The sequence below is a fragment of the Methanosarcina thermophila TM-1 genome (assembly GCF_000969885.1).
Lineage (GTDB): Archaea > Halobacteriota > Methanosarcinia > Methanosarcinales > Methanosarcinaceae > Methanosarcina > Methanosarcina thermophila.
The window spans coordinates 2,036,019-2,054,688 of sequence record NZ_CP009501.1 but is presented as its reverse complement, the minus strand read 5'-3'; the positions used below and the strand labels follow the sequence as shown (position 1 = coordinate 2,054,688).

Below are 18,670 nucleotides of genomic sequence, written 5' to 3'. Positions count from 1 at the left end.
GCAAATATTAGATATCTGAGCAGGAACAGGTTTTTGAAACGAGAGGAGGGTTCGTAAAGCTGTATAAAAACCCTAACCCATAAGCAATGTGTTGTACAGGAATAATAAGCAGTGCGAAAAGACCGTATTTTGATTTCATTTTGTAGGTAACCTGCATTGAGGTAATAAGAACGAGGATAAAGTATATCGCCATGAGTGTAAAAAGAATCAGGCTTGGAGTGTAATATTTGATAGAAGCGATAAGCAAAGTGACCGCAAACAAGATGGCAATCGAAGGCAGAAATGCATACCAGCGGACAAATTCTCCATGCTTCTTGAAAATTTCTGCCATCCACATACCATATTTAAACATTCTTATGGAAAAGGACTTGAGAGTTCCTCTTCTATGATGCAGAACCCGCGCTTCCGGGATATACAAAAACCTGTAGCCTTTCTTATTTATTCTATAGTTCAGGTCTCCATCCTGACCTACAACGAACCGCTCGTCAAAACCCCCTACTTCCTGAATTGCAGATTTTTTGTACATTGCATTACAGTTAGGAAGGGAGCTGACATAATGCTTTTTAGTGGAATTCTTAGACTGTGCCGAGCCTCCAGAGCCCAAAAAAGATTCCTGGGCATATCCCACCACCCTGCCAAATACAGGGTCAGTGTCAAAAATCAGGTTAGGGCCTCCAACACACACAACGTCATCTGGAGCCTCTTGCATTTCATGGACAAGGGTTTTTAGCCACTGTGGATCAACCTTACAGTCACCATCAGTAAACGCAACAAGTTCTCCCTTGGCATTTTTCACACCAAGGTTCCTCGCCGCAGCAACATTTTTTCTTTCATTGAGAAGAAGTTTGACAGGATATCTACGTACGATATCCCGTGTTTTATCGGTAGACATTCCATCAACGATAATGATCTCGTAAGAATCTCGTGGGTAATCTAAATTGAGAAGTGACTCAATACATTCTTCAATGAATTTTTCTTCATTGCGAATGCCTACTACGATTGAAACAAAAGGGTATTCCATATAAATTACCCCCGTTTTAACATTATTGCCTTCGGATTTGCTCATTTAAAAATATCATCCTTGAAATTGCATGCAGTATTATTCCAGTAAATATCATGAAAGCCCCTATAATTGTCAACATCACCATAAGGAGTGTAGGTCCGAAGCGCAGGTATCCTCCCAGATAGTAGTCCTGTAAAAATTTCAGTCCCATAAGAAAACCTGTAGATGCCATAATCAGTCCTGGAACCGAAAAATAATACAGAGGCCGTCTGTATTCCATATCCTTCAGGATGCGGAACAGGACTCTGGGTCCGTGTATGAAAGGATGTTCGCTTGAACAGTCCTCGAGATCATATCTGCAATGGATCTCCACTTCAGTAAACTTCAGGTTGTGATCTCTTGCCTGGATGAGAATCTCAGAGCCTGCGGACATATCTGTGCCGTTCAAATTTATACTCTCAATAGCTCTTCTTCCATAGGCTCGAAATCCGCTCTGAGAATCAGTGACATTCAAACCGCCTGCCATATAAGTCGCGATATCAAGAATCTTCATCCCGAATTTACGGTAAATAGGAACATTTTTACCGTTGCCATTAACAAATCTTGAGCCAATTACCAGATCGAATCCGTTTTTTAGAGGCTCAAGGAGTTTGGGAATCTCGGAGGGGTCATGTTGACCGTCAGAGTCAATTATGACCATTGCATTTGCATTGAGCCTGCGGGCGGTTTCAAAACAGTTCTGCAGGGCTGCTCCATATCCTTTATTTGTTTCGTGCCGAACTACATAGGCGCCAAGGGATTCGGCAATCTCGGTAGTATTATCGGTACTTCCATCATCCACAACTACTACTTTATCGACGTATTTTTTGCACCCCTTTATAACATCTGCAATGATATGGGCTTCGTTATACGCAGGCATGGCTGCAATCGTAATGGCCATATGCAATCATCTACCTCTTTGAAGATAAAAGTAAGAAGTGTCCTTAGTAACGTAATTTATTGAAGAATCAGTAAAGATCCCAAATTCGGTAAATATATTTTTCAGAGTCATCGCTCCATAATTTTTTAAGGGTTTCAAAAGGTCTTTTAGAGCTATATTTACAGAGAATCGGCTGGGGGACCTTTTTTTCCTTTCTTTTGTTGAAAGAAGGAATATAAATACTCTGTAAGTGCGTCACGGCATTTAATTTGAGACCTGTACCTTTTTTAAAATACGAGCTATATAAACATTTAGGCACGAAAAATAATTAATCAGTCTCCTCGACAATGAAAAATAATTAAGCTCGCATTAGGTGCCTGTTTTCCTGAATAATAGTTTAAAAATGTTTATCTTTTATATAACACAACGAAATATTGAAGGAAAAACTTACATTGATATAAGAAATCAAATTTTTTTCTTATATTTTCTTATATATACGTTAACGGGTAAAAATCTCCTGAATCAGCCCGAGATCTCTAATAAGAAAGTTATAAAGACAAAGGTTTAAACGGTAGAGGTTTCTTCCGTGGAAATAGAAAAAAAGGGAAAAGTATTTTAGATATCATGCAGGAAAAAGGGAAAGATATTTTATACAAATAGATAATTGAGTAGTTCGGGTTAAAACATTCTTGAAAACTAATGTAATTCAGGAAATAATTTCTGATAAATGGAAGAAAACCGGGTTAAAGCTCGGACATATTTTTACCTTTCCATAGTTATTTTCTCAATTGGAGATTAAAAAAGCCAGTAAGAGGAAATCGGAAGGTTTCCGAAAAACCTCATGAGAAAAACAGAAAGATGGTGAGTTAGCCCGAATAACAAAAAAATGGGAAGTCAAAAAAAACATAAAATCGTTTTATGAGGAGTCATATGGCCGGAAACCAGAAGTTTCCATCTGATTTGCTATTAGTAGCAAGCCTTGTAATTCTTACGGATATTTTCGTACTAGTTCCTGTACTTAATGGAAGTGTAATTCGCACAGCCCTTGGTCTACTCATGTTGCTCTTCCTTCCAGGGTATGCCTTGATAGCCATGCTTTTTCCGAAAAAAAGCGGACTTGAGGGGATGGAGAGGTTTGCTCTCTCTGTTGCAATGAGTGTTTCAATTGCGCCTTTGATAGGACTTGCACTTAATTTTACACGCTGGGGAATCAAAGAGGTACCTTTCCTTACAAGCCTTTCCGCTTTTACCCTGCTAACACTGGTAATAGCATACATTAGAAGAATGCGTCTGCCCGCGGACAGTACATTTGAAGTACCCTTCAGGGCTCTTGCCATTACCCTGATATCAGGGGTTATGGGAGAACCGGAGTCAAAGACTGAGAAAAAACTCCGGATAATCCTGGCTCTCTCCTTCCTGATTTTGATAGTAGCTGGAGCTTACGCCATTCTGATACCTCAGGAAAGAGAGCCATTTACGGAGTTTTATATTCTTGGAAGCAATGGGATGGCTAATAATTATACAACGGAGTACATAAGAGGAGAAAGTGGTACTTACATTATAGGAATAACAAACAATGAGCACAGAACAATGGACTATACAATGGAAGTAAGGCTTGAAAATGAATCACTGCCTCTTCCAGAAAACCTGCAGCATATCAGGCTTCCCCACAATACCACTCTGGAAGAGCCCCTTGAGATTACGCCTCCTGTTGAAGGGGAGAATATGAAGCTTGAGTTCCTGCTTTTCAATGAGACTGAAAAGAATGTGCCCTACAAAGACCTGCGCCTCTGGATAAATGTTGAAGGGGAGGCATGAAGATGGGGACGCTTGGGAGTTTGAATATGGAGACCTCGGAAGCTATTAAAATGAAAACATCTGAATATCTGATTGAAAGGGCGCCTGAGATAAAAAATAAATGGGTTTACCTTACAATACCATTCGCGGCGATTGCTTTTGCAGAACTGTTAATTTATTCAGGAAGGGAACTTGAAGCCATAATAATGCATGCATTAATTTTGCTTGGGCTTTCTTTTTCTACGATGTTCATAAGAAATGAGGAAATTCAGAAAACCTACCAGGCGTTTATTCTGCTGCCTATCCTGCGCCTGGTAGACCTTTCAATGCCACTTTTCTATGAGGAGAAGCTTTACAACCTTATTTTCATATACGGTCTCATGACAATTCCTGTAATTATTGCAGCCACAAACCAGGGATTTACTGGCTCGCAGCTCGGGATAACATTTAAAAAAATAGGAATATATATTCCGTTTTCAATAGTACTTGGTCTCTTGTTAGGAACGGTGGAATATCTCATTGTAGGGAAAAATCCTCTCATCAATGATCTTTCAATTCTCAACCTTCTGGGTCTCACGATGATCATGATTTTCTTAGTGAGCCCTGTGGAGGAAATGATCTTCAGATCAATCCTGCAGAATCGGTTAGAGATAGTACTAGGCAGTTGGAAAGCGTTGATAATTACGAGTATTTTATTCGGACTAATGCACTCAGGATATGGGAACATAATTGAAATTCTCTACATATCCCTTGTGGGTATTCTTCTAGGCTTTCTGTTTTACAGAACTCGGAGTTTGCCACTGGTCGCTCTAATTCATGGTTTTATCAATGTATTCTTTTTCGGGATTATTCCCCTCCTTTGAATTTTTTAATCTCAGCAACAAATTCTGAAAAATAAAAAGAAAAGGGATTAAAGGTAGTCAAGTTAGAAAAGAAAACTGCTACACAGTCAGGAACATAATTTCCTGACTCCTTCCGGTTACCAATTTTAAGGATACAGTACTTTTTTCAATCACGAAAGGTACGGAATAGAGCAAACATGAGCAATATTTTAGGTTGTCCCCCTGGGGATCTGGGGGATTCCCTGATGCAGCCTTTTGGGGTTCATCTGTACAAAATCAATAAAAGAGTGCGACAACCTTAAAGAGAAGTATTGCACAGAAAGAAAACAGCAGTGGAACAATTCCCATATTTAAAGAAACATTGACACTACTTTTCCAATATTCTGATACAGGGAGAAAATCCCTGAGCAAAAGCAGTAAAAGTAAAACTGCCGTAGCTACTGATGCACCGTCAGGTATTCCTGGTATTACGGTCGCAGTTGAGAGCGCATCTGCTGAAATCGAATTAATAGATAGGCTTGTAAGCGTAGTTAGAACACCTCGAGTTGATTAGCGTATTTATGAGATAAGTATGCTATATGGTATAAAAATTCTTCTCATTCCATCGACAATATTTAGAATAGAGCTGCTAAATTTTAGTTTTGGAAGACGGAGAAAGCCATATTAACAAACAACGAAGGTTCTGTAAATTTTAGCTTACAATCGAATAAGTAAAATTCAGAAGGGAAGAATGCCTGTCAAACCTTAAAAGTAGGTAGAATTCCTCTTAGTCAATGCCTTATTAAGTAAATTTCTTGATCAATGAATATTGGATTTTTAACCATACTGAGTGGAAACTCTTATCCACGTAAACGTCCTCTATCGCTTAATCACTGGAGAATTTAAGTGAATAACTATATAATATTTTACGAAGATACATTGTAAATAATTAGAAGATATGTTTTGAGATTCTTAATGCAAAAAAGATATGTTGAAATACTTATGAGAAAGGAAGAAGTGGTAGATAAATAAACCAAATCACTTAAATAATTACAAAGTATATTGAACTAAAAAATTAAGATAGTTATGGAAGTAAATTGGAGTGAATATAGAAAAAACAATAAAAATCGCCCTTGGGGGCTTATTTTGAGCGTGTAGATTACCCCGATAGTCGGAATGTGAAAAACGAAAAGCTGTGTAAGATTGTACAAAAGAGCAGACAGATACTTTTATGTTCCAAAGGAAAGTTTCTCTGGTCAAACGAAAAATCAGAGAAACGGGGGGAAAAATGAACTCCACTGAATTTAAAATTCATAATTCTTCTAAAATATATGGTAATTCTGTAATAGGGAAAGGCACAGTAATAATGGAAAATGTAATTCTGGGATACCCTGAACACAGGGTTTTGATGGAAATCTTGGAGCAGAATGTTGAAATAGAAAATTATGATTTTCCAGGATGTACCATAGGCCCTGACTCGATTATAAGGGCTGGATCAACGATATTTTCCAATGTAAAAACCGGAAAAAACTTCAAAACAGGACATAATGTAATGATCAGAGAAAATACGGAAATTGGAGATAATGTCCTTATCGGAACCAATGTCATTATAGACGGGCACGTCAAGATAGGAAACAATGTCAGCATCCAGGGCAATGTATACATTCCGACCAACGTGGTTATTGAAGATCATGTATTCATCGGACCCTGTGCAGTTCTAGCTAACGATAAATATCCCATTCGAAAGAAGTATGATCTGAAAGGTCCTATTTTGAGAAAAGGGTCATCTATAGGTGCGAATGCTACCTTGCTTCCAGGTATCGAAATTGGAGAAGGGGCAATGGTTGCGGGGGGAGCTCTTGTTACAAAAAATGTACCCGCTTGGAAGCTTGCAGTCGGGGCACCTGCCAGAATACAAGAACTTTCTGAAGATATGATGGAATTGAATCGAATATAAACTTAATAGAAAACCAATGTTAGGTGAAAATAAGTTTTATTGAGGTTATTAAAAGAGGTCCTAAAATGATCCCAATTGCCAAGCCCATGCTGGGTAAGGAAGAAATTGATGCAGTAACTGAGGTCTTGAATTCAGGCATGATTGCGCAGGGTCCGAAAGTCGAAGAATTTGAACTCGCTTTTTCCGAATATAATGATTGTGAGTACGCAGTCGCTGTAAACTCTGGTACTGCAGCCCTGCACATTGCACTTCTTGCCCATGGCATAGGAAAAGGAGATGAGGTGATTACAAGTCCGTTCAGTTTTATTGCAACAGCAAATAGCATCCTTTACACCGGGGCAAAACCTGTTTTTGCTGATATAGAACCAGATACTTATAATATAGATCCTGAGAAAATTCTGGAAAAAATTACCCTAAAGACTCGTGCTATCATGCCTGTCCATCTCTATGGGCATCCTGCGGACATGAAAGCTATAATGGAAATTGCTGACGATAATAAGCTTATTGTGATTGAGGATGCCTGCCAATCCCATGGTGCAGAATGCCTCGGAAAGAAGGTGGGCAGTTTCGGAACAGGAGCATTTAGCTTCTACCCAACTAAAAATATGACAACCAGTGAAGGTGGAATGCTCACTACAAACGACAAGGAAATTGCAGAAAAGGCAAAAATGATCCGGGCTCATGGCTCAAAAGTCCGTTATCTGCATGAAATGCTGGGTTTCAACCTGAGAATGACTGATATTGCAGCTGCAATCGGACTTGTACAGCTTGGAAAGTTAGATGGATTTACCTCTGCCAGGCAAAAGAATGCAAAAACACTCTCTGCGGGATTAGAAAAGGTATCAGAAGTTGTGCCTCCAGTTATAAAAACTGGCTGCACCCATGTGTTCCATCAGTATACCATCCGGGCAGAAAAGAGGGATCAACTTGCAGCTTTCCTGAAAGAAAGAGATATAGGAACAGGAATCCACTATCCTATACCCATTCATAAGCAACCTCTATACAGGGAGCTTGGATACAGAGATTCCTTGCAGGTCTCAGAGAAAGCAGCAGAAGATGTTCTTTCTCTCCCTGTGCATCCGATGTTATCCAGAACCGATTTGCAGGAGATAATCGAAACAACCAAAGAATTTTATGCAAAAGACTGAGCAGCTTTCCAGCCACTGCATTTTCAGAATCAGGAGTGAGACTTTTGATCAGAGTAGGAGTAATAGGAACAGGTGCCATGGGGCAGAACCATGTAAGGATTTATAGTGAAATGGATGGTGTGGAGCTTGCAGGAATATCGGACATAGATCAGAAACGTGTCGAGTCAATGGCTGCACAATTCAAAACAAAATCCTTTACAGATTATAAGGAAATGTTCGCTGAAGGGCTTGATGCAGTAAGTGTGGTTGTGCCTACCAAATTGCATAAACAGGTTGTGCTTGATGCTCTTGATGCAGGGTTACATGTCCTTGTAGAAAAACCAATTGCAGATACGACTGAAAACGCGGATCTGATGATATCAGCAGCAAAAAAAGCGGGAAAAATTCTTATGGTTGGGCACATTGAACGCTTTAATCCCGCAGTCATAAAACTTAAAGAGATTATTGATTCAGGAATTCTGGGAAAGATAGTTTCAATCTCGACCAAAAGAGTAGGACCCTATAATCCGAGGATCAGAGATGTGGGAGTAATTCTGGATATCGGTGTTCATGATATAGATGTGATCTCATACCTTTACGGTATGAAAATAAATAGTGTTTATGCAATTGCAGGTGCGGATATTCATTCATTTGAAGATCACGCCTCAATTATCCTGCGCATGGATCATAACTTTGCAGGGGTTGTGGAGACAAACTGGCTAACTCCACACAAGGTAAGGCAGCTAACAGCGATCGGAGTTAAAGGTGTTGCCTATCTGGACTACATTAACCAGACAGTACAGCTGCACGATAATGAGTGGATAAGAAAAGCCAAAGTAGAACACAGCGAGCCCCTGAAAAATGAACTCACCTATTTCATAGATTGTGTTGCAAATGGTAAAGACCCCAGTCCCTGCGGAGAGGACGGAAAACATGCTCTTGAAGTGGCATTGGCAGCCATAAGGTCCTACGAAGAGGGAAGATTAATTGAAGTAGGGCAATAAGCAAGAGAAAATATCTCAAAGAAGTAAAATCTGGGAATCCTCTAAAAAGATGAAAGATTTAAAAAATCTAAAAAAACAATTTGGAAAGTGATGAGTATGAATAAATTAGAAAAACTTTTCGAGGAAAGAGGCCCAATTAAAAAAGTGGGAGTAATTGGAATGGGCTATGTAGGTATTCCTTCAGCTGTTCTTTTTGCCGATGCTCCCTGTTTTGATAAAGTTCTCGGCTTCCAGCGTAACTCAAAAAGCTCAAGTTACAAAATCGATATGCTCAACCGTGGAGAGAGCCCTCTCAAAGGAGAGGAACCTGGCCTTGAAGAGCTTATTAGCAAAGTTGTGAAAGCTGGCAAGTTCGAATGCACTTCAGATTTCTCAAGAATATCAGAACTTGATGCTGTCACTCTTGCAATCCAAACTCCTTTTGCAAACCCCAAAGACCTGGAACCTGACTTTTCTGCACTCATTGAGGGAATAAGAAACGTAGGAAAATATCTGAAGCCAGGCATGCTCGTAGTCCTTGAGTCCACAATTACGCCGGGCACGACCGAAGGTATGGCAAAACAGATTCTTGAAGAAGAGTCAGGACTTAAAGCAGGTGAGGACTTTGCCCTTGCCCATGCCCCTGAAAGAGTAATGGTAGGCAGGCTTTTGAAGAATATCAGGGAACATGATAGGATTGTGGGCGGTATCAATGAGGCAAGTACTAAACGGGCTGTTGAGCTTTATTCACCTGTATTGACTGTGGGAAAAGTAATCCCTATGAGTGCAACTGCAGCCGAGGTTACGAAAACTGCAGAGAATACTTTCCGCGACCTTCAAATAGCAGCAATTAACCAGCTTGCTCTTTATTGTGAAGCTATGGGCATAAATGTGTACGATGTCAGGACTGGAGTAGACAGCCTGAAAGGGGAAGGTATTACAAGAGCTGTACTCTGGCCTGGAGCAGGCGTTGGAGGTCACTGTCTTACAAAGGATACATATCACCTGGAAAGAGGGGTCAAGATAGGAAACAGGAAGCTTGACTATCCTGAAGGTGCAGATTCGATCTATGTACTCGCAAGAAAAATCAATGATTTCATGCCTGTCCACATGTACAATCTGACTGTTGAAGCCCTTAAAAGGATTGGAAAGGAGATGAAAAATTCAAAGGTTGCAATACTGGGCTGGGCTTTTATTCGAGATTCGGACGATGCCAGGAACACACCCTCAGAACCTTACAGGGATCTATGCCTGAAGGCAGGCGCGACAGTTATAGTGCATGACCCTTATGTTGTGAACTATCCAGGGATTGAGATCTCGGATAATCTTGAAGATGTCATCAGGAATGCAGATGCAATAGTTATTCTTACAGGGCATAGTGCTTACTTTGATATAAAAGCTGATTGGGTAAAGGAAGTCTCAGGTAAGGCAAATCCGGTTATTGTAGATGGAAGAAATGTGATTGAGCCTGATGAGTTTATTTCCAGGGGATTTGTCTATAAGGGGGTTGGAAGAGGCGATAAAAACGAACATTTAATAGTGTGAACATAGTTCTCTTTGAGAAATAGTTCAGTTTTTCAAATCTGGAAATAAGGGTGAAAACGATGATCGAGACACTAAAACAAAACGAGGAGTTGTGGAATCTATTTACCAAAAAAGAAGAATATAACCTGTACTTCTCTGACCAGTACGATAGATTTCCTTACTATTTAAGCGGTCAAAGGAACGTTTTTGACCCAAATGTTTCCAGATTTCTTGTAGAAAAGGGTTTATGTCCTGAATATCCGGATGGTAGAAAGTTTGCAGTTTGCCTTACTCATGATATTGATGTAGTATATCCGGAGAAACTCTACCCCATAATTGGGACTGCCAAGGCATTTGCTAGAGGGAACTTTAGAGATGCTATAAAAGCACCTTTTTCCAGAATTAATAAGAGATGTAATCCCTGCTGGAACTTTAGAGAAATAATGGAGCTGGAGGCAAAATACAACGCTAAATCCAGCTTTTATTTTATGGCACTGCGCCCTGGAGAACAGGATTTCAATTATGAGATTGAGGATCTCGAAGCCGAATTAAAGTACATATCTTCCCACGGATGGGAAGTAGGCTTGCATGGGGGGCATGAATCTTATAAGAATTTTGGGGACATATTAGAAAAAAAACAGAGGCTTGAGAGGGTTCTTGGCAAGCAAATTATAGGGTACAGAAATCATTTCTTAAGATTCAGAGTGCCTGATACATGGGAACTGTTGAGTAAAGCCAATTTTAAGTATGATACAACATTCGGATATGCAGATTGCGCAGGTTTTAGAAATGGGATGTGCCATCCCTTCAGGCCTTATAACATAAATACCGGAAAACAAATCGATATCCTTGAGCTTCCTCTAATAGTTATGGATCGAACTTTATTAAGAAGCTACATGCGACTTAATGTCAAGCAGGCCTGGGAACTCATAAAAAGCCTTGTTGATAAGGTTGAGCAGTGTAATGGCGTAATTACGGTTCTGTGGCATAATAATACAAACATTGAGGGAGAAAGCCTCAAATATTACGAAAAATTCCTCAAATATGTTTCTGGCAAAAATGCCTGGATTGCAAGTGGAGAAGAAATATACAACTGGTGGTCAACTAATGTTGAACCGAAATACTGGGAAGTATGTCCATAACCTTGTATCCAACAGATAACTATTGATCATTGGATAAATCAACTATTTCTTAATAAATAAGGTAATTAAGAACTACTGATCATTGGATAAATCAATTATTTCTGAATAAAAGGTAATTAATCAGACCATGAAGTATTAATTAACCCCTCAGGCAGGCTTGCTTGATAGACCTATTTTCGGCTGCGTGTGCCTGATACCTGATAAGCTGATTGCTATCAGTGTATAACGTTAAATCCTTTTAGCTTTTTAGAAAACCTATCAAAATTATCTCCAAGAGGCTAATATTAAAGTCTCCAATGTAAATTTTCATTTACTTCATAACCACGGAATAAATGGAAGGCAACGACAAACTTACTGCTTTTGTTTATTCCATGTATTCTGTATTTCCATGGTCAACCTTCCACTTGAGACTGATGAAGATTTATAACTGGCTTCTTGTAGAAACCATAAAAGGAACCTATAATAAAGTAATGTTGAGGGGAGTGAAGGGAAATAATATTCTCAACTGTTACATATAAATTGAGGAAGCCGACAAATTTATTTAGGGAGGGTTTATTTATAGGGGGGCTTAGAGGGGAAAGTCAGAGATTCGATATACTTGAGAATATCAGACCCCAGGATTGTGTTTTCAAGATAAAATCCTCTTGAGAATGCAGGAATACATGGAGATCAGCTCTAAAGGAAACTTTTTTAAGGTACTGGATATGGATGAGACAACAGCGGATGCAGCAGAAAAAGGATTGGGTAACCGCAAGAAGGAAAGCTTTGCTCTCGATGTGCTAACGCTTGCGGGCGGGACAACCTTTGCTCAAATCCTTATGATTCTATCTGCTCCTGTATTGACCCGCTTATATGGGCCCGATGATTTTGGGATCTGGGCTCTATACATCTCTATTACTAGCATTATCAGTGTCATTGCATGCATGAGGTACGAGTATTCTATAATGCTGCCTGAATCGGACGAAGAAGCTGTAAACCTGTTAGTATTGAGTTTTCTAGCAGTATTGTTTATAAGTGGTTTAACATTTTTAGCCATATGGTATCTCAAAGAACCTATAGTTAATGTCCTGAATTTTCAGCAAATAGGAGATTATCTCTGGTTTGTGCCTCCGTTCATTTTTGTAAACGGGCTATTTCTTGCACTGAATAACTGGAATTCAAGAACAAAACTCTTCAAGAGACTTTCCCTTTCAAAAGTTTTCAGTTCGGTTTCGAGTACTACAACGCAGGTAGGGCTTGGGCTTATAGAGAAAATCGGTGCAGGCGGATTGATAACTGGAAGCGTTGTAGGTCAGTCTATTGCAACATTTGTACTTGGAGGACAGATCTGGAGAGATGACAAGAAACTGATTGTGAAGAGCCTGAACTGGAAAAAAGTCTATGAGGGGTTCAAGAAATACCGCAAATTCTCGCTTTTAGACTCCTGGGCTGCTCTTATGAACTCGGTCTCCTGGCAGCTTCCTGCCTTCCTTCTTGCAGCATTTTTTACGCCTGCAGTAGTAGGTTTTTATTCTCTTGGCTTTCGTCTCCTGCAGCTGCCAATGAGTTTCATAGGAAGCTCAATTTCACAGGTTTTTTTCCAGCGAGCTTCAAGAGCCTTATCCGAGGGTACTCTTCCCTCCCTTGTTGAAAATGTGTTCAGAATGCTCGTAATTATAGGCATGTTCCCAATACTGATTCTGACAATTGTCGGTAGCGATGTTTTTACGGTTATTTTTGGGAAAGCCTGGGCAGAAGCAGGGGTTTACACCCAGATCCTCAGTCTGTGGGCTTTTATATGGTTTATTTCGTCCCCATTAACTACTATATATGTAGTAGTAGAGAAACATCATTTCGGTTTTCATTATAATTTTTTCAACCTTATCACACGCCTGCTTTCCCTTACGATTGGCGGGCTGCTTGGAAACGCACGTCTAGCACTTACCCTTTTCTCAATTTCAGGAGTCCTGGTATACGGTTATCTTTGCCTGAAGATGATGTCTTATTCCGGCGTAAAGATCTCGAGAGCCTTGAAAATTTTATTTTCAAATTTCACTCTCTTTATTCCTGCAGGAGCTACCCTTATTGCTCTGAAGATCGTAGAAATAAATCAGATTCTGCTTGTTATAATTTCCGCTGCAACTATTGGGATTTACTACCTGTATATTTTAAAAACTGATGCGCAGATAAAAAAGATAGTGAGAGAGTTTAGGATGTGACGAGTTTTAATCTATTTTTCATTTCAGCAAAATAACTACTTTACTTAACTGCTCTTTTTTCTTATTTTTTCATCACACCCAAGAACTCTTACATTTTATACAAAAATTCCTTAGCTTATTTCTGAGCTTAGTTCAATCTGTCTCAATAAAGGCATCATTTTACCATTTCATGCTGTTTTTGCTTCATTCTCCAGTCCAGCTACACTATGCAGCAAGATGCCTGTCAAAGCCATGAAAATTCCTACAATGATGAACAGAATCATGAGCATTGTAGGTACAAATTGAAGATTTCCTCCCAGAAGATAAATTCTTAAGAAGTGAGTGCACATATAAAGTCCTCCGATTCCAAGAGAAATACCAGGGACCGTGAAGTAGTAAAGGGGGTTGTTGAACTTTATATCTTTTAAAACCAGAACGAGAACGCTAAAGCCGTGCTTAATCGGGCTCAAAGTTGAGCAATCAACATCGTAACGGACTCCAATTTCGACTTCTTTTATACGGAGACCGGATTTTCCTGCATCTGCCAGCATTTCACTTTCTATCGCCATGCCCTGGGCATTGAAACGGAAGACATCTTTTGTAGATGCTGCAAAGGCACGAAACCCACTCTGAGAATCAGTAATTTTGAGACCTGAGTTCAGATTGGTAACCCTATCCAGAATTTTCTGCCCAACACGGCGGTACACCGGAGTATTTTTATCCAGGCCGTTGAGGTAGCGGCTGCCGTTAACCATATCGGCTTCACCTTTGAGAATAGGTTCAACCAGTTTCGGGATATCAGCCGGGTTATGCTGACCATCGGAGTCCATTGTCACGATTACATCGGCACCAAGAGAGACTGCAGCTGTAAAGCCAGTTTTTAATGCTGCACCTTTTCCCTGATTAACTTTATGGACTATCACTTCAGCTCCGGCTTTCCTGGCAACTTCAGCTGTCCGATCCGAGCTTCCATCGTCAACAACAATTACGTTGTCTGCATAGAACCTGGTAAGGAGAACTATGCTACCAATAGAAACTTCTTCATTGTAGGCAGGAAGGATAACTGTGATATTTTTGGAAGCTGTGCCTTTACTGTACGTCTTTTCTTGGTATTTATTTGTTTGCGTCTCGCTTTTTCCTATAAGCAGTTCATTGCCCATTTTTAATAACTCCAAAATCAGACTGTGAAAATATTAATAGAATACTGGCATCTGTACAGCCAGACTATGGACTTAATTTGGCTACTTTTTCCACGGCGGTATCTGAACAGTTGTATGAGGATTTCATACAGACTCCGTTTGCGCGGTTACCTCCACAAAGGAATGCATCAAAATCCCCCTCATTGTCATGTAAACTCCAGCAATTGATAGAAAAACCATTAGAGACAGCGGCCAGAAATGTAGACTTCCGATTCCAAGGAGAGTGGCTTCAAGAAATCTCAAACCCATATAAAAACCGCAAGTGGCAAGGGCAAATCCTGGCACTGAGTATAAGTAAAGCGGTTTATTGTTCTCTATATCCATCAGTACAGTTTTCAGAACTCCAAGAATGTATTTAATCGGATCTTTAACCTGGTCTCCGAAGTTACGATGTGCACCGATTTCGACTTCTTTTATGCGGAGGTTGGATTTTCCTGCATCTGCAAGCATCCAGTTATCTACAGTCATGCTCTGGGAATCAAGATGAGCAGCGTTTATTGCAGAAACTGAAAAAGCCCGAAAAATGGTCTGAGAATCTTTGGTCTTGTACAGATTTTTGTTAGTAAACTTACCCAAGATGTTCTGCCCTACACGGTGGTAAATTTGAGTGGGTTTATCCGGGCTGTTCAGGTACAGGCTACCGTTAACTATGTCTGCATGACCTTTAATAATCGGGTCAACAAGCTTGGGGATGTCCGCAGGATTATGATGCCCGTTAGAGCTCATTGTCACAATTACATCAGCGCCAAGGTTAATTGCGGCTTTAAAACCAGTATCAAGAGCTATATCTCGACCTCTGTTTGCCTGATGTACGATTACTTCAGCCCCTGCATTTTTTGCTATTTCAGCTGTCCGATCCGAGCTTGCATCATCAACTACAATAACATTATCACTATAGAGCTTCGTGAGAAGAACAATACTTCCGATAGAATCTTCTTCATTATAAGCAGGAAGGATTACGGTGATATTTTTAGAGCCGCTTCCTGCATTACATTTTATTTTTTTGTCTACTGTTGTCTGAATGCAATTGACCTTAGATAATTGATTATTCATTTAATAACCCCCTAATTTATGTTATACATTCCATTTAGTAAATATATGAACATCTAAGGCGAACATATATGTAAATATCTTAAAATTAAATCAAGTAAGACTAAATATTATCTTAATAGCTTTTAAATAACAATTCGGCAACAATTTTTTAGATTTAAATTTAGATGAAGAGTATATAAATTTATTGACAGTAGCACTATCTAAAAATATTAATTCAAGAATAACAATATCGGAAGAGTCTGTATCAATAAAGACATAAAATTATACGATTGAGATAATGTTTTTTTGAAAATGGTACTAAATTGTTAACTTTCTCAAAATATAATATCAAATCAGTAAAAAAAGTTTCAAAAAATAGCAGCATAGAAACTCAATGCATTCATGATCTCAGTCCCGCAGACTTATGGATTTTTGTGAGAATTCATTCAGCAGCATCTGAGATCTAAAGCCTGTACCATTGCTTTTTACTACTCGCCGCAATTTGTCAAGACCAAAAAACTTTGAAGAATCCAAACTTCCTCTCTAATAAATAATCCGGAAATATTGAAAGAAAAAGATCTAGGAAAAATAGAAAAAAGATTATAGGCAGAATAGAAAGCTTATAACAAAAAATTGCATAGAAAATATATGGGAAAAATAAAGATCGGTATAAAATTAGTGGAAATATTATAACATCTATGTCCTAGGAAAAAAGCGCGAAAGAATTAAATACATTAGAAAAATATTTACTTTTCTTAAAAATTATTTCAATTGAAGAAACTAGAAACTTATTATTTTAAACTGAAATCAGATGACCCGCATGAGGAAAAGAATTCCTTCAGACCTCTTGATTATCATGGGGCTTATGCTCCTTACAGATATTTTTATGCTTACTCCTAGATAAGTGAGACCATGCCCCGCAATTCGGTAGGACTACCTTTTATGCTTTTCCTGCCAGGATACGCTTTGACTGTACCCCTCTTTCTTACAAAATACGGCTTTGATATGATAGAATGGATGGCTCTCTCTTTCGGCTTAAGTATTGCGGTTGTGCCTCTAATAGGTCTTTGTCTTAACTATATTCCTTGGGGCATCACACCCTTCCAATACTTGTAAGCCTGTCCATCTTCATAATATGAGGGCTTGAATATCTGAGATGAGCATTTTTAATCTTTCTGTCTATGGTGACCTCACTTTTGTAGTCATGAGTCCAAAAGAAGGAGAATATTTTATGGAGTTTTAGCTTCTTGGGTTTGAAGGAAAGGCTGACAATTATTCTACAAAATATATTCTTGGGGAGAGCAGAACCATAATAGTAGGGAATTATAAATCATGAGTATAGGTCATTATACAATGGGTAAAGCTTGAAAATATGTCACTGTCCCTCTCAGAAAATGTGAAGCATATTGCCCTTGCCCATAATGAGACCTGGGAAAAACCAGTTATTTTTACACCTGCGTTTGTGGGAGAAAATATGAAGCTTGAGTTCTTGCTCTTTAATGGGATTGAGAAAACTGTGCCTTATAGGGATCTTTCTCTGGATAGATGTAAATACAACATAAAAATGATGTCTTAAGGGTGTATAGAGTGACAGATGCGACTGCAATAGGTGGCCTCCCAAATCATCGATAATCTCTTACGTAAATTTTAAGTTGTATTCCCTTGTTGTTTAAAAGCTTCTGTCTATGTTATTCGATAGATAGTCTAGGTGAACTATTTCTCTTAAAAGCTTCTAAATTTAATTTTTTTTATATTTAGCCTTCAACTCATTCTGGAGTCATACTTTCCGTAGTTAGCTAATGTGCAAATTATTCTGCACTTTAAAAATATTTATGAGGATTTACTTTTCTTATATTCTAGGACTCATAGAAATTGATTAAGCGGCGAAGAAGATTATCAAAAAGAATTTATAGGAACTTAGAGTAAAAGTTTATACAGTATTTGAAATACGGTATTTGAGGATTTACCTGAAAATCCTAAAGCCCGTACTCACGGTGCATACAAGATAAACTTAAACTCGCCCCATTGAAAAGGAGTTACTTCATGCAGAAGCCAGCTAATTCTTATAAATATTCGTTTAAAACCTCTGAAATAACTAGAGCTGAGAGGATAAATCAGGAAGATTTTGAATTAAGAAAGCGCAGACTTCTTTCTGCAATACCTATCCTGTGTATATCTCTAGCCGAGATTTTGATATTTCTAGGAGATGTGGGAATCGCTGTTATAGTGCACATTGGGGGTTTGATTGCACTTTCTCTTTCTAATATATATGTAAATGATCCTGAAATTCAGAAAATCCACCAGGCTCTGATGCTTCTTCCTATCCTGAGACTGATAAATCTCTCAATGCCCATTTTTTTTGATACAACCCTTTATACCTTCGTTTTTATCTACGGCGTCTTGGCAATACCAGTCGCAGTTATAATAATCTCTCAGAAGCACTCACTTGAGCAGATAGGAATTTCGATGAAGAATATAGGGGTGTATATGGTTCTTTCGGTTCCACTGAGTTTTATTCTCGGTTTTGGAGAATATCTAACCATAAAGGCAGAGTACATAATCCCCGATCTCTCTTTCGAAAATCTACTTAGACTTACAATTATTATGGTTTTCTTTGTTGGTTTAATTGAGGAGCTTATCTTCAGGTCAATCCTCCAGACAAGGCTCGCACAGGCACTAAGTATTGGTGAGTCATTATTAATTACAAGTCTCCTGTTTGGACTTATGCACTCAGGGTATGGAACCTGTTATGAGATCCTCTATACATCTTTTGTAGGTTTTTTATTGGGCATTATATTCTACAAAACGAAAAGCTTGCCCTTTATTACCGTCCTGCACGGCTTTATTAATGTCTTCCTTTTCGGTATTATTCCACATTATATGAGTAGTTGGACAGGCTTATGATGTTTTATAAAATCCTATTCTATATCTGATTTTCCAAATTTATTTTTAAGTTTTATTTTCAATTTCCTTTAACCTTCACTGACAC

15 protein-coding genes are annotated in these 18,670 nt (G+C 38.8%); 11 read left to right on the top strand and 4 right to left on the bottom strand.

Translation table 11 applies throughout. The features are described from left to right. Positions 1-7: 7 nt before the first annotated feature. Complete coding sequence (locus MSTHT_RS08900) at positions 8-1,021, bottom strand: glycosyltransferase family 2 protein (RefSeq protein WP_048168502.1); 1,014 nt, start codon at positions 1,019-1,021, stop codon at positions 8-10. 22 nt (positions 1,022-1,043) lie between these two features. Next, a complete protein-coding gene (locus tag MSTHT_RS08895) occupies positions 1,044-1,943 on the bottom strand; it encodes a glycosyltransferase family 2 protein (RefSeq protein WP_048167467.1) in 900 nt (299 codons plus the stop codon). A gap of 909 nt (positions 1,944-2,852) precedes the next feature. On the opposite strand from MSTHT_RS08895, the gene MSTHT_RS08890 reads away from it, so the two are divergent. The 8 genes from MSTHT_RS08890 (at position 2,853) to MSTHT_RS08850 (ending at position 13,471) form a co-directional block, all read left to right on the top strand. After that, on the top strand, positions 2,853-3,740 hold the full coding sequence (locus tag MSTHT_RS08890; protein WP_048167466.1) for a DUF1616 domain-containing protein: 888 nt from the start codon (positions 2,853-2,855) through the stop codon (positions 3,738-3,740). Continuing rightward, positions 3,737-4,582, top strand: a complete 846-nt coding sequence (locus MSTHT_RS08885; RefSeq protein ID WP_231588048.1) for a CPBP family intramembrane glutamic endopeptidase — start codon at positions 3,737-3,739, stop codon at positions 4,580-4,582. Before MSTHT_RS08890 ends, MSTHT_RS08885 begins: the two co-directional genes overlap by 4 nt. 1,246 nt (positions 4,583-5,828) lie before the next feature. Continuing rightward, entirely contained in the window at positions 5,829-6,497 is a 669-nt protein-coding gene (locus tag MSTHT_RS08880; protein WP_048168500.1) for an acyltransferase, read from the top strand. Positions 6,498-6,562: 65 nt separating this feature from the next. Then, positions 6,563-7,645, top strand: a complete 1,083-nt coding sequence (locus tag MSTHT_RS08875; RefSeq protein ID WP_048167465.1) for a DegT/DnrJ/EryC1/StrS family aminotransferase — start codon at positions 6,563-6,565, stop codon at positions 7,643-7,645. 44 nt (positions 7,646-7,689) lie between these two features. After that, positions 7,690-8,628 carry a UDP-N-acetylglucosamine 3-dehydrogenase gene (locus tag MSTHT_RS08870; protein WP_082086819.1) on the top strand — a complete coding sequence of 313 codons (939 nt, stop codon included), beginning with the start codon at positions 7,690-7,692 and terminating at the stop codon, positions 8,626-8,628. Between the two features lie 96 nt (positions 8,629-8,724). Beyond that, positions 8,725-10,152, top strand: a complete 1,428-nt coding sequence (locus tag MSTHT_RS08865) for a nucleotide sugar dehydrogenase (RefSeq protein WP_048167464.1) — start codon at positions 8,725-8,727, stop codon at positions 10,150-10,152. A gap of 59 nt (positions 10,153-10,211) precedes the next feature. Continuing rightward, positions 10,212-11,273 carry a polysaccharide deacetylase family protein gene (locus MSTHT_RS08860; protein ID WP_048167463.1) on the top strand — a complete coding sequence of 354 codons (1,062 nt, stop codon included), beginning with the start codon at positions 10,212-10,214 and terminating at the stop codon, positions 11,271-11,273. Between the two features lie 662 nt (positions 11,274-11,935). Then, positions 11,936-13,471 carry a lipopolysaccharide biosynthesis protein gene (locus tag MSTHT_RS08850; protein ID WP_231588047.1) on the top strand — a complete coding sequence of 512 codons (1,536 nt, stop codon included), beginning with the start codon at positions 11,936-11,938 and terminating at the stop codon, positions 13,469-13,471. Positions 13,472-13,638: 167 nt separating this feature from the next. Here MSTHT_RS08850 and MSTHT_RS08845 read toward each other — a convergent pair whose 3' ends face one another. Together MSTHT_RS08845 and MSTHT_RS08840 are read right to left on the bottom strand one after the other, a co-directional pair. Next, complete coding sequence (locus MSTHT_RS08845; protein ID WP_048167461.1) at positions 13,639-14,610, bottom strand: glycosyltransferase family 2 protein; 972 nt, start codon at positions 14,608-14,610, stop codon at positions 13,639-13,641. 123 nt (positions 14,611-14,733) lie between these two features. Continuing rightward, the gene (locus MSTHT_RS08840) at positions 14,734-15,702 is read right to left on the bottom strand and encodes a glycosyltransferase family 2 protein (protein ID WP_048167460.1); all 969 of its coding nucleotides are present in this window, start codon (positions 15,700-15,702) and stop codon (positions 14,734-14,736) included. 891 nt (positions 15,703-16,593) lie between these two features. Here MSTHT_RS08840 and MSTHT_RS15185 point away from each other — a divergent pair. From MSTHT_RS15185 to MSTHT_RS08830, 3 genes are all read left to right on the top strand, one after another. Continuing rightward, positions 16,594-16,797, top strand: a complete 204-nt coding sequence (locus tag MSTHT_RS15185; RefSeq protein WP_226999422.1) for a DUF1616 domain-containing protein — start codon at positions 16,594-16,596, stop codon at positions 16,795-16,797. A gap of 280 nt (positions 16,798-17,077) precedes the next feature. Beyond that, complete coding sequence (locus tag MSTHT_RS15180; RefSeq protein WP_231588046.1) at positions 17,078-17,257, top strand: DUF1616 domain-containing protein; 180 nt, start codon at positions 17,078-17,080, stop codon at positions 17,255-17,257. A gap of 632 nt (positions 17,258-17,889) precedes the next feature. After that, entirely contained in the window at positions 17,890-18,585 is a 696-nt protein-coding gene (locus MSTHT_RS08830) for a CPBP family intramembrane glutamic endopeptidase (RefSeq protein ID WP_226999420.1), read from the top strand. Positions 18,586-18,670: the final 85 nt, after the last annotated feature.

Bases quoted from the DNA above. Each gene is read 5' to 3' on its own strand.
- MSTHT_RS08900 (WP_048168502.1), bottom strand. From the start codon at position 1,021: ATGGAATACCCTTTTGTTTCAATCGTAGTAGGCATTCGCAATGAAGAA.
- MSTHT_RS08895 (WP_048167467.1), bottom strand. From the start codon at position 1,943: ATGGCCATTACGATTGCAGCCATGCCTGCGTATAACGAAGCCCATATC.
- MSTHT_RS08890 (WP_048167466.1), top strand. From the start codon at position 2,853: ATGGCCGGAAACCAGAAGTTTCCATCTGATTTGCTATTAGTAGCAAGC.
- MSTHT_RS08885 (WP_231588048.1), top strand. From the start codon at position 3,737: ATGAAGATGGGGACGCTTGGGAGTTTGAATATGGAGACCTCGGAAGCT.
- MSTHT_RS08880 (WP_048168500.1), top strand. From the start codon at position 5,829: ATGAACTCCACTGAATTTAAAATTCATAATTCTTCTAAAATATATGGT.
- MSTHT_RS08875 (WP_048167465.1), top strand. From the start codon at position 6,563: ATGATCCCAATTGCCAAGCCCATGCTGGGTAAGGAAGAAATTGATGCA.
- MSTHT_RS08865 (WP_048167464.1), top strand. From the start codon at position 8,725: ATGAATAAATTAGAAAAACTTTTCGAGGAAAGAGGCCCAATTAAAAAA.
- MSTHT_RS08860 (WP_048167463.1), top strand. From the start codon at position 10,212: ATGATCGAGACACTAAAACAAAACGAGGAGTTGTGGAATCTATTTACC.
- MSTHT_RS08850 (WP_231588047.1), top strand. From the start codon at position 11,936: ATGGAGATCAGCTCTAAAGGAAACTTTTTTAAGGTACTGGATATGGAT.
- MSTHT_RS08845 (WP_048167461.1), bottom strand. From the start codon at position 14,610: ATGGGCAATGAACTGCTTATAGGAAAAAGCGAGACGCAAACAAATAAA.
- MSTHT_RS08840 (WP_048167460.1), bottom strand. From the start codon at position 15,702: ATGAATAATCAATTATCTAAGGTCAATTGCATTCAGACAACAGTAGAC.
- MSTHT_RS15185 (WP_226999422.1), top strand. From the start codon at position 16,594: ATGCCCCGCAATTCGGTAGGACTACCTTTTATGCTTTTCCTGCCAGGA.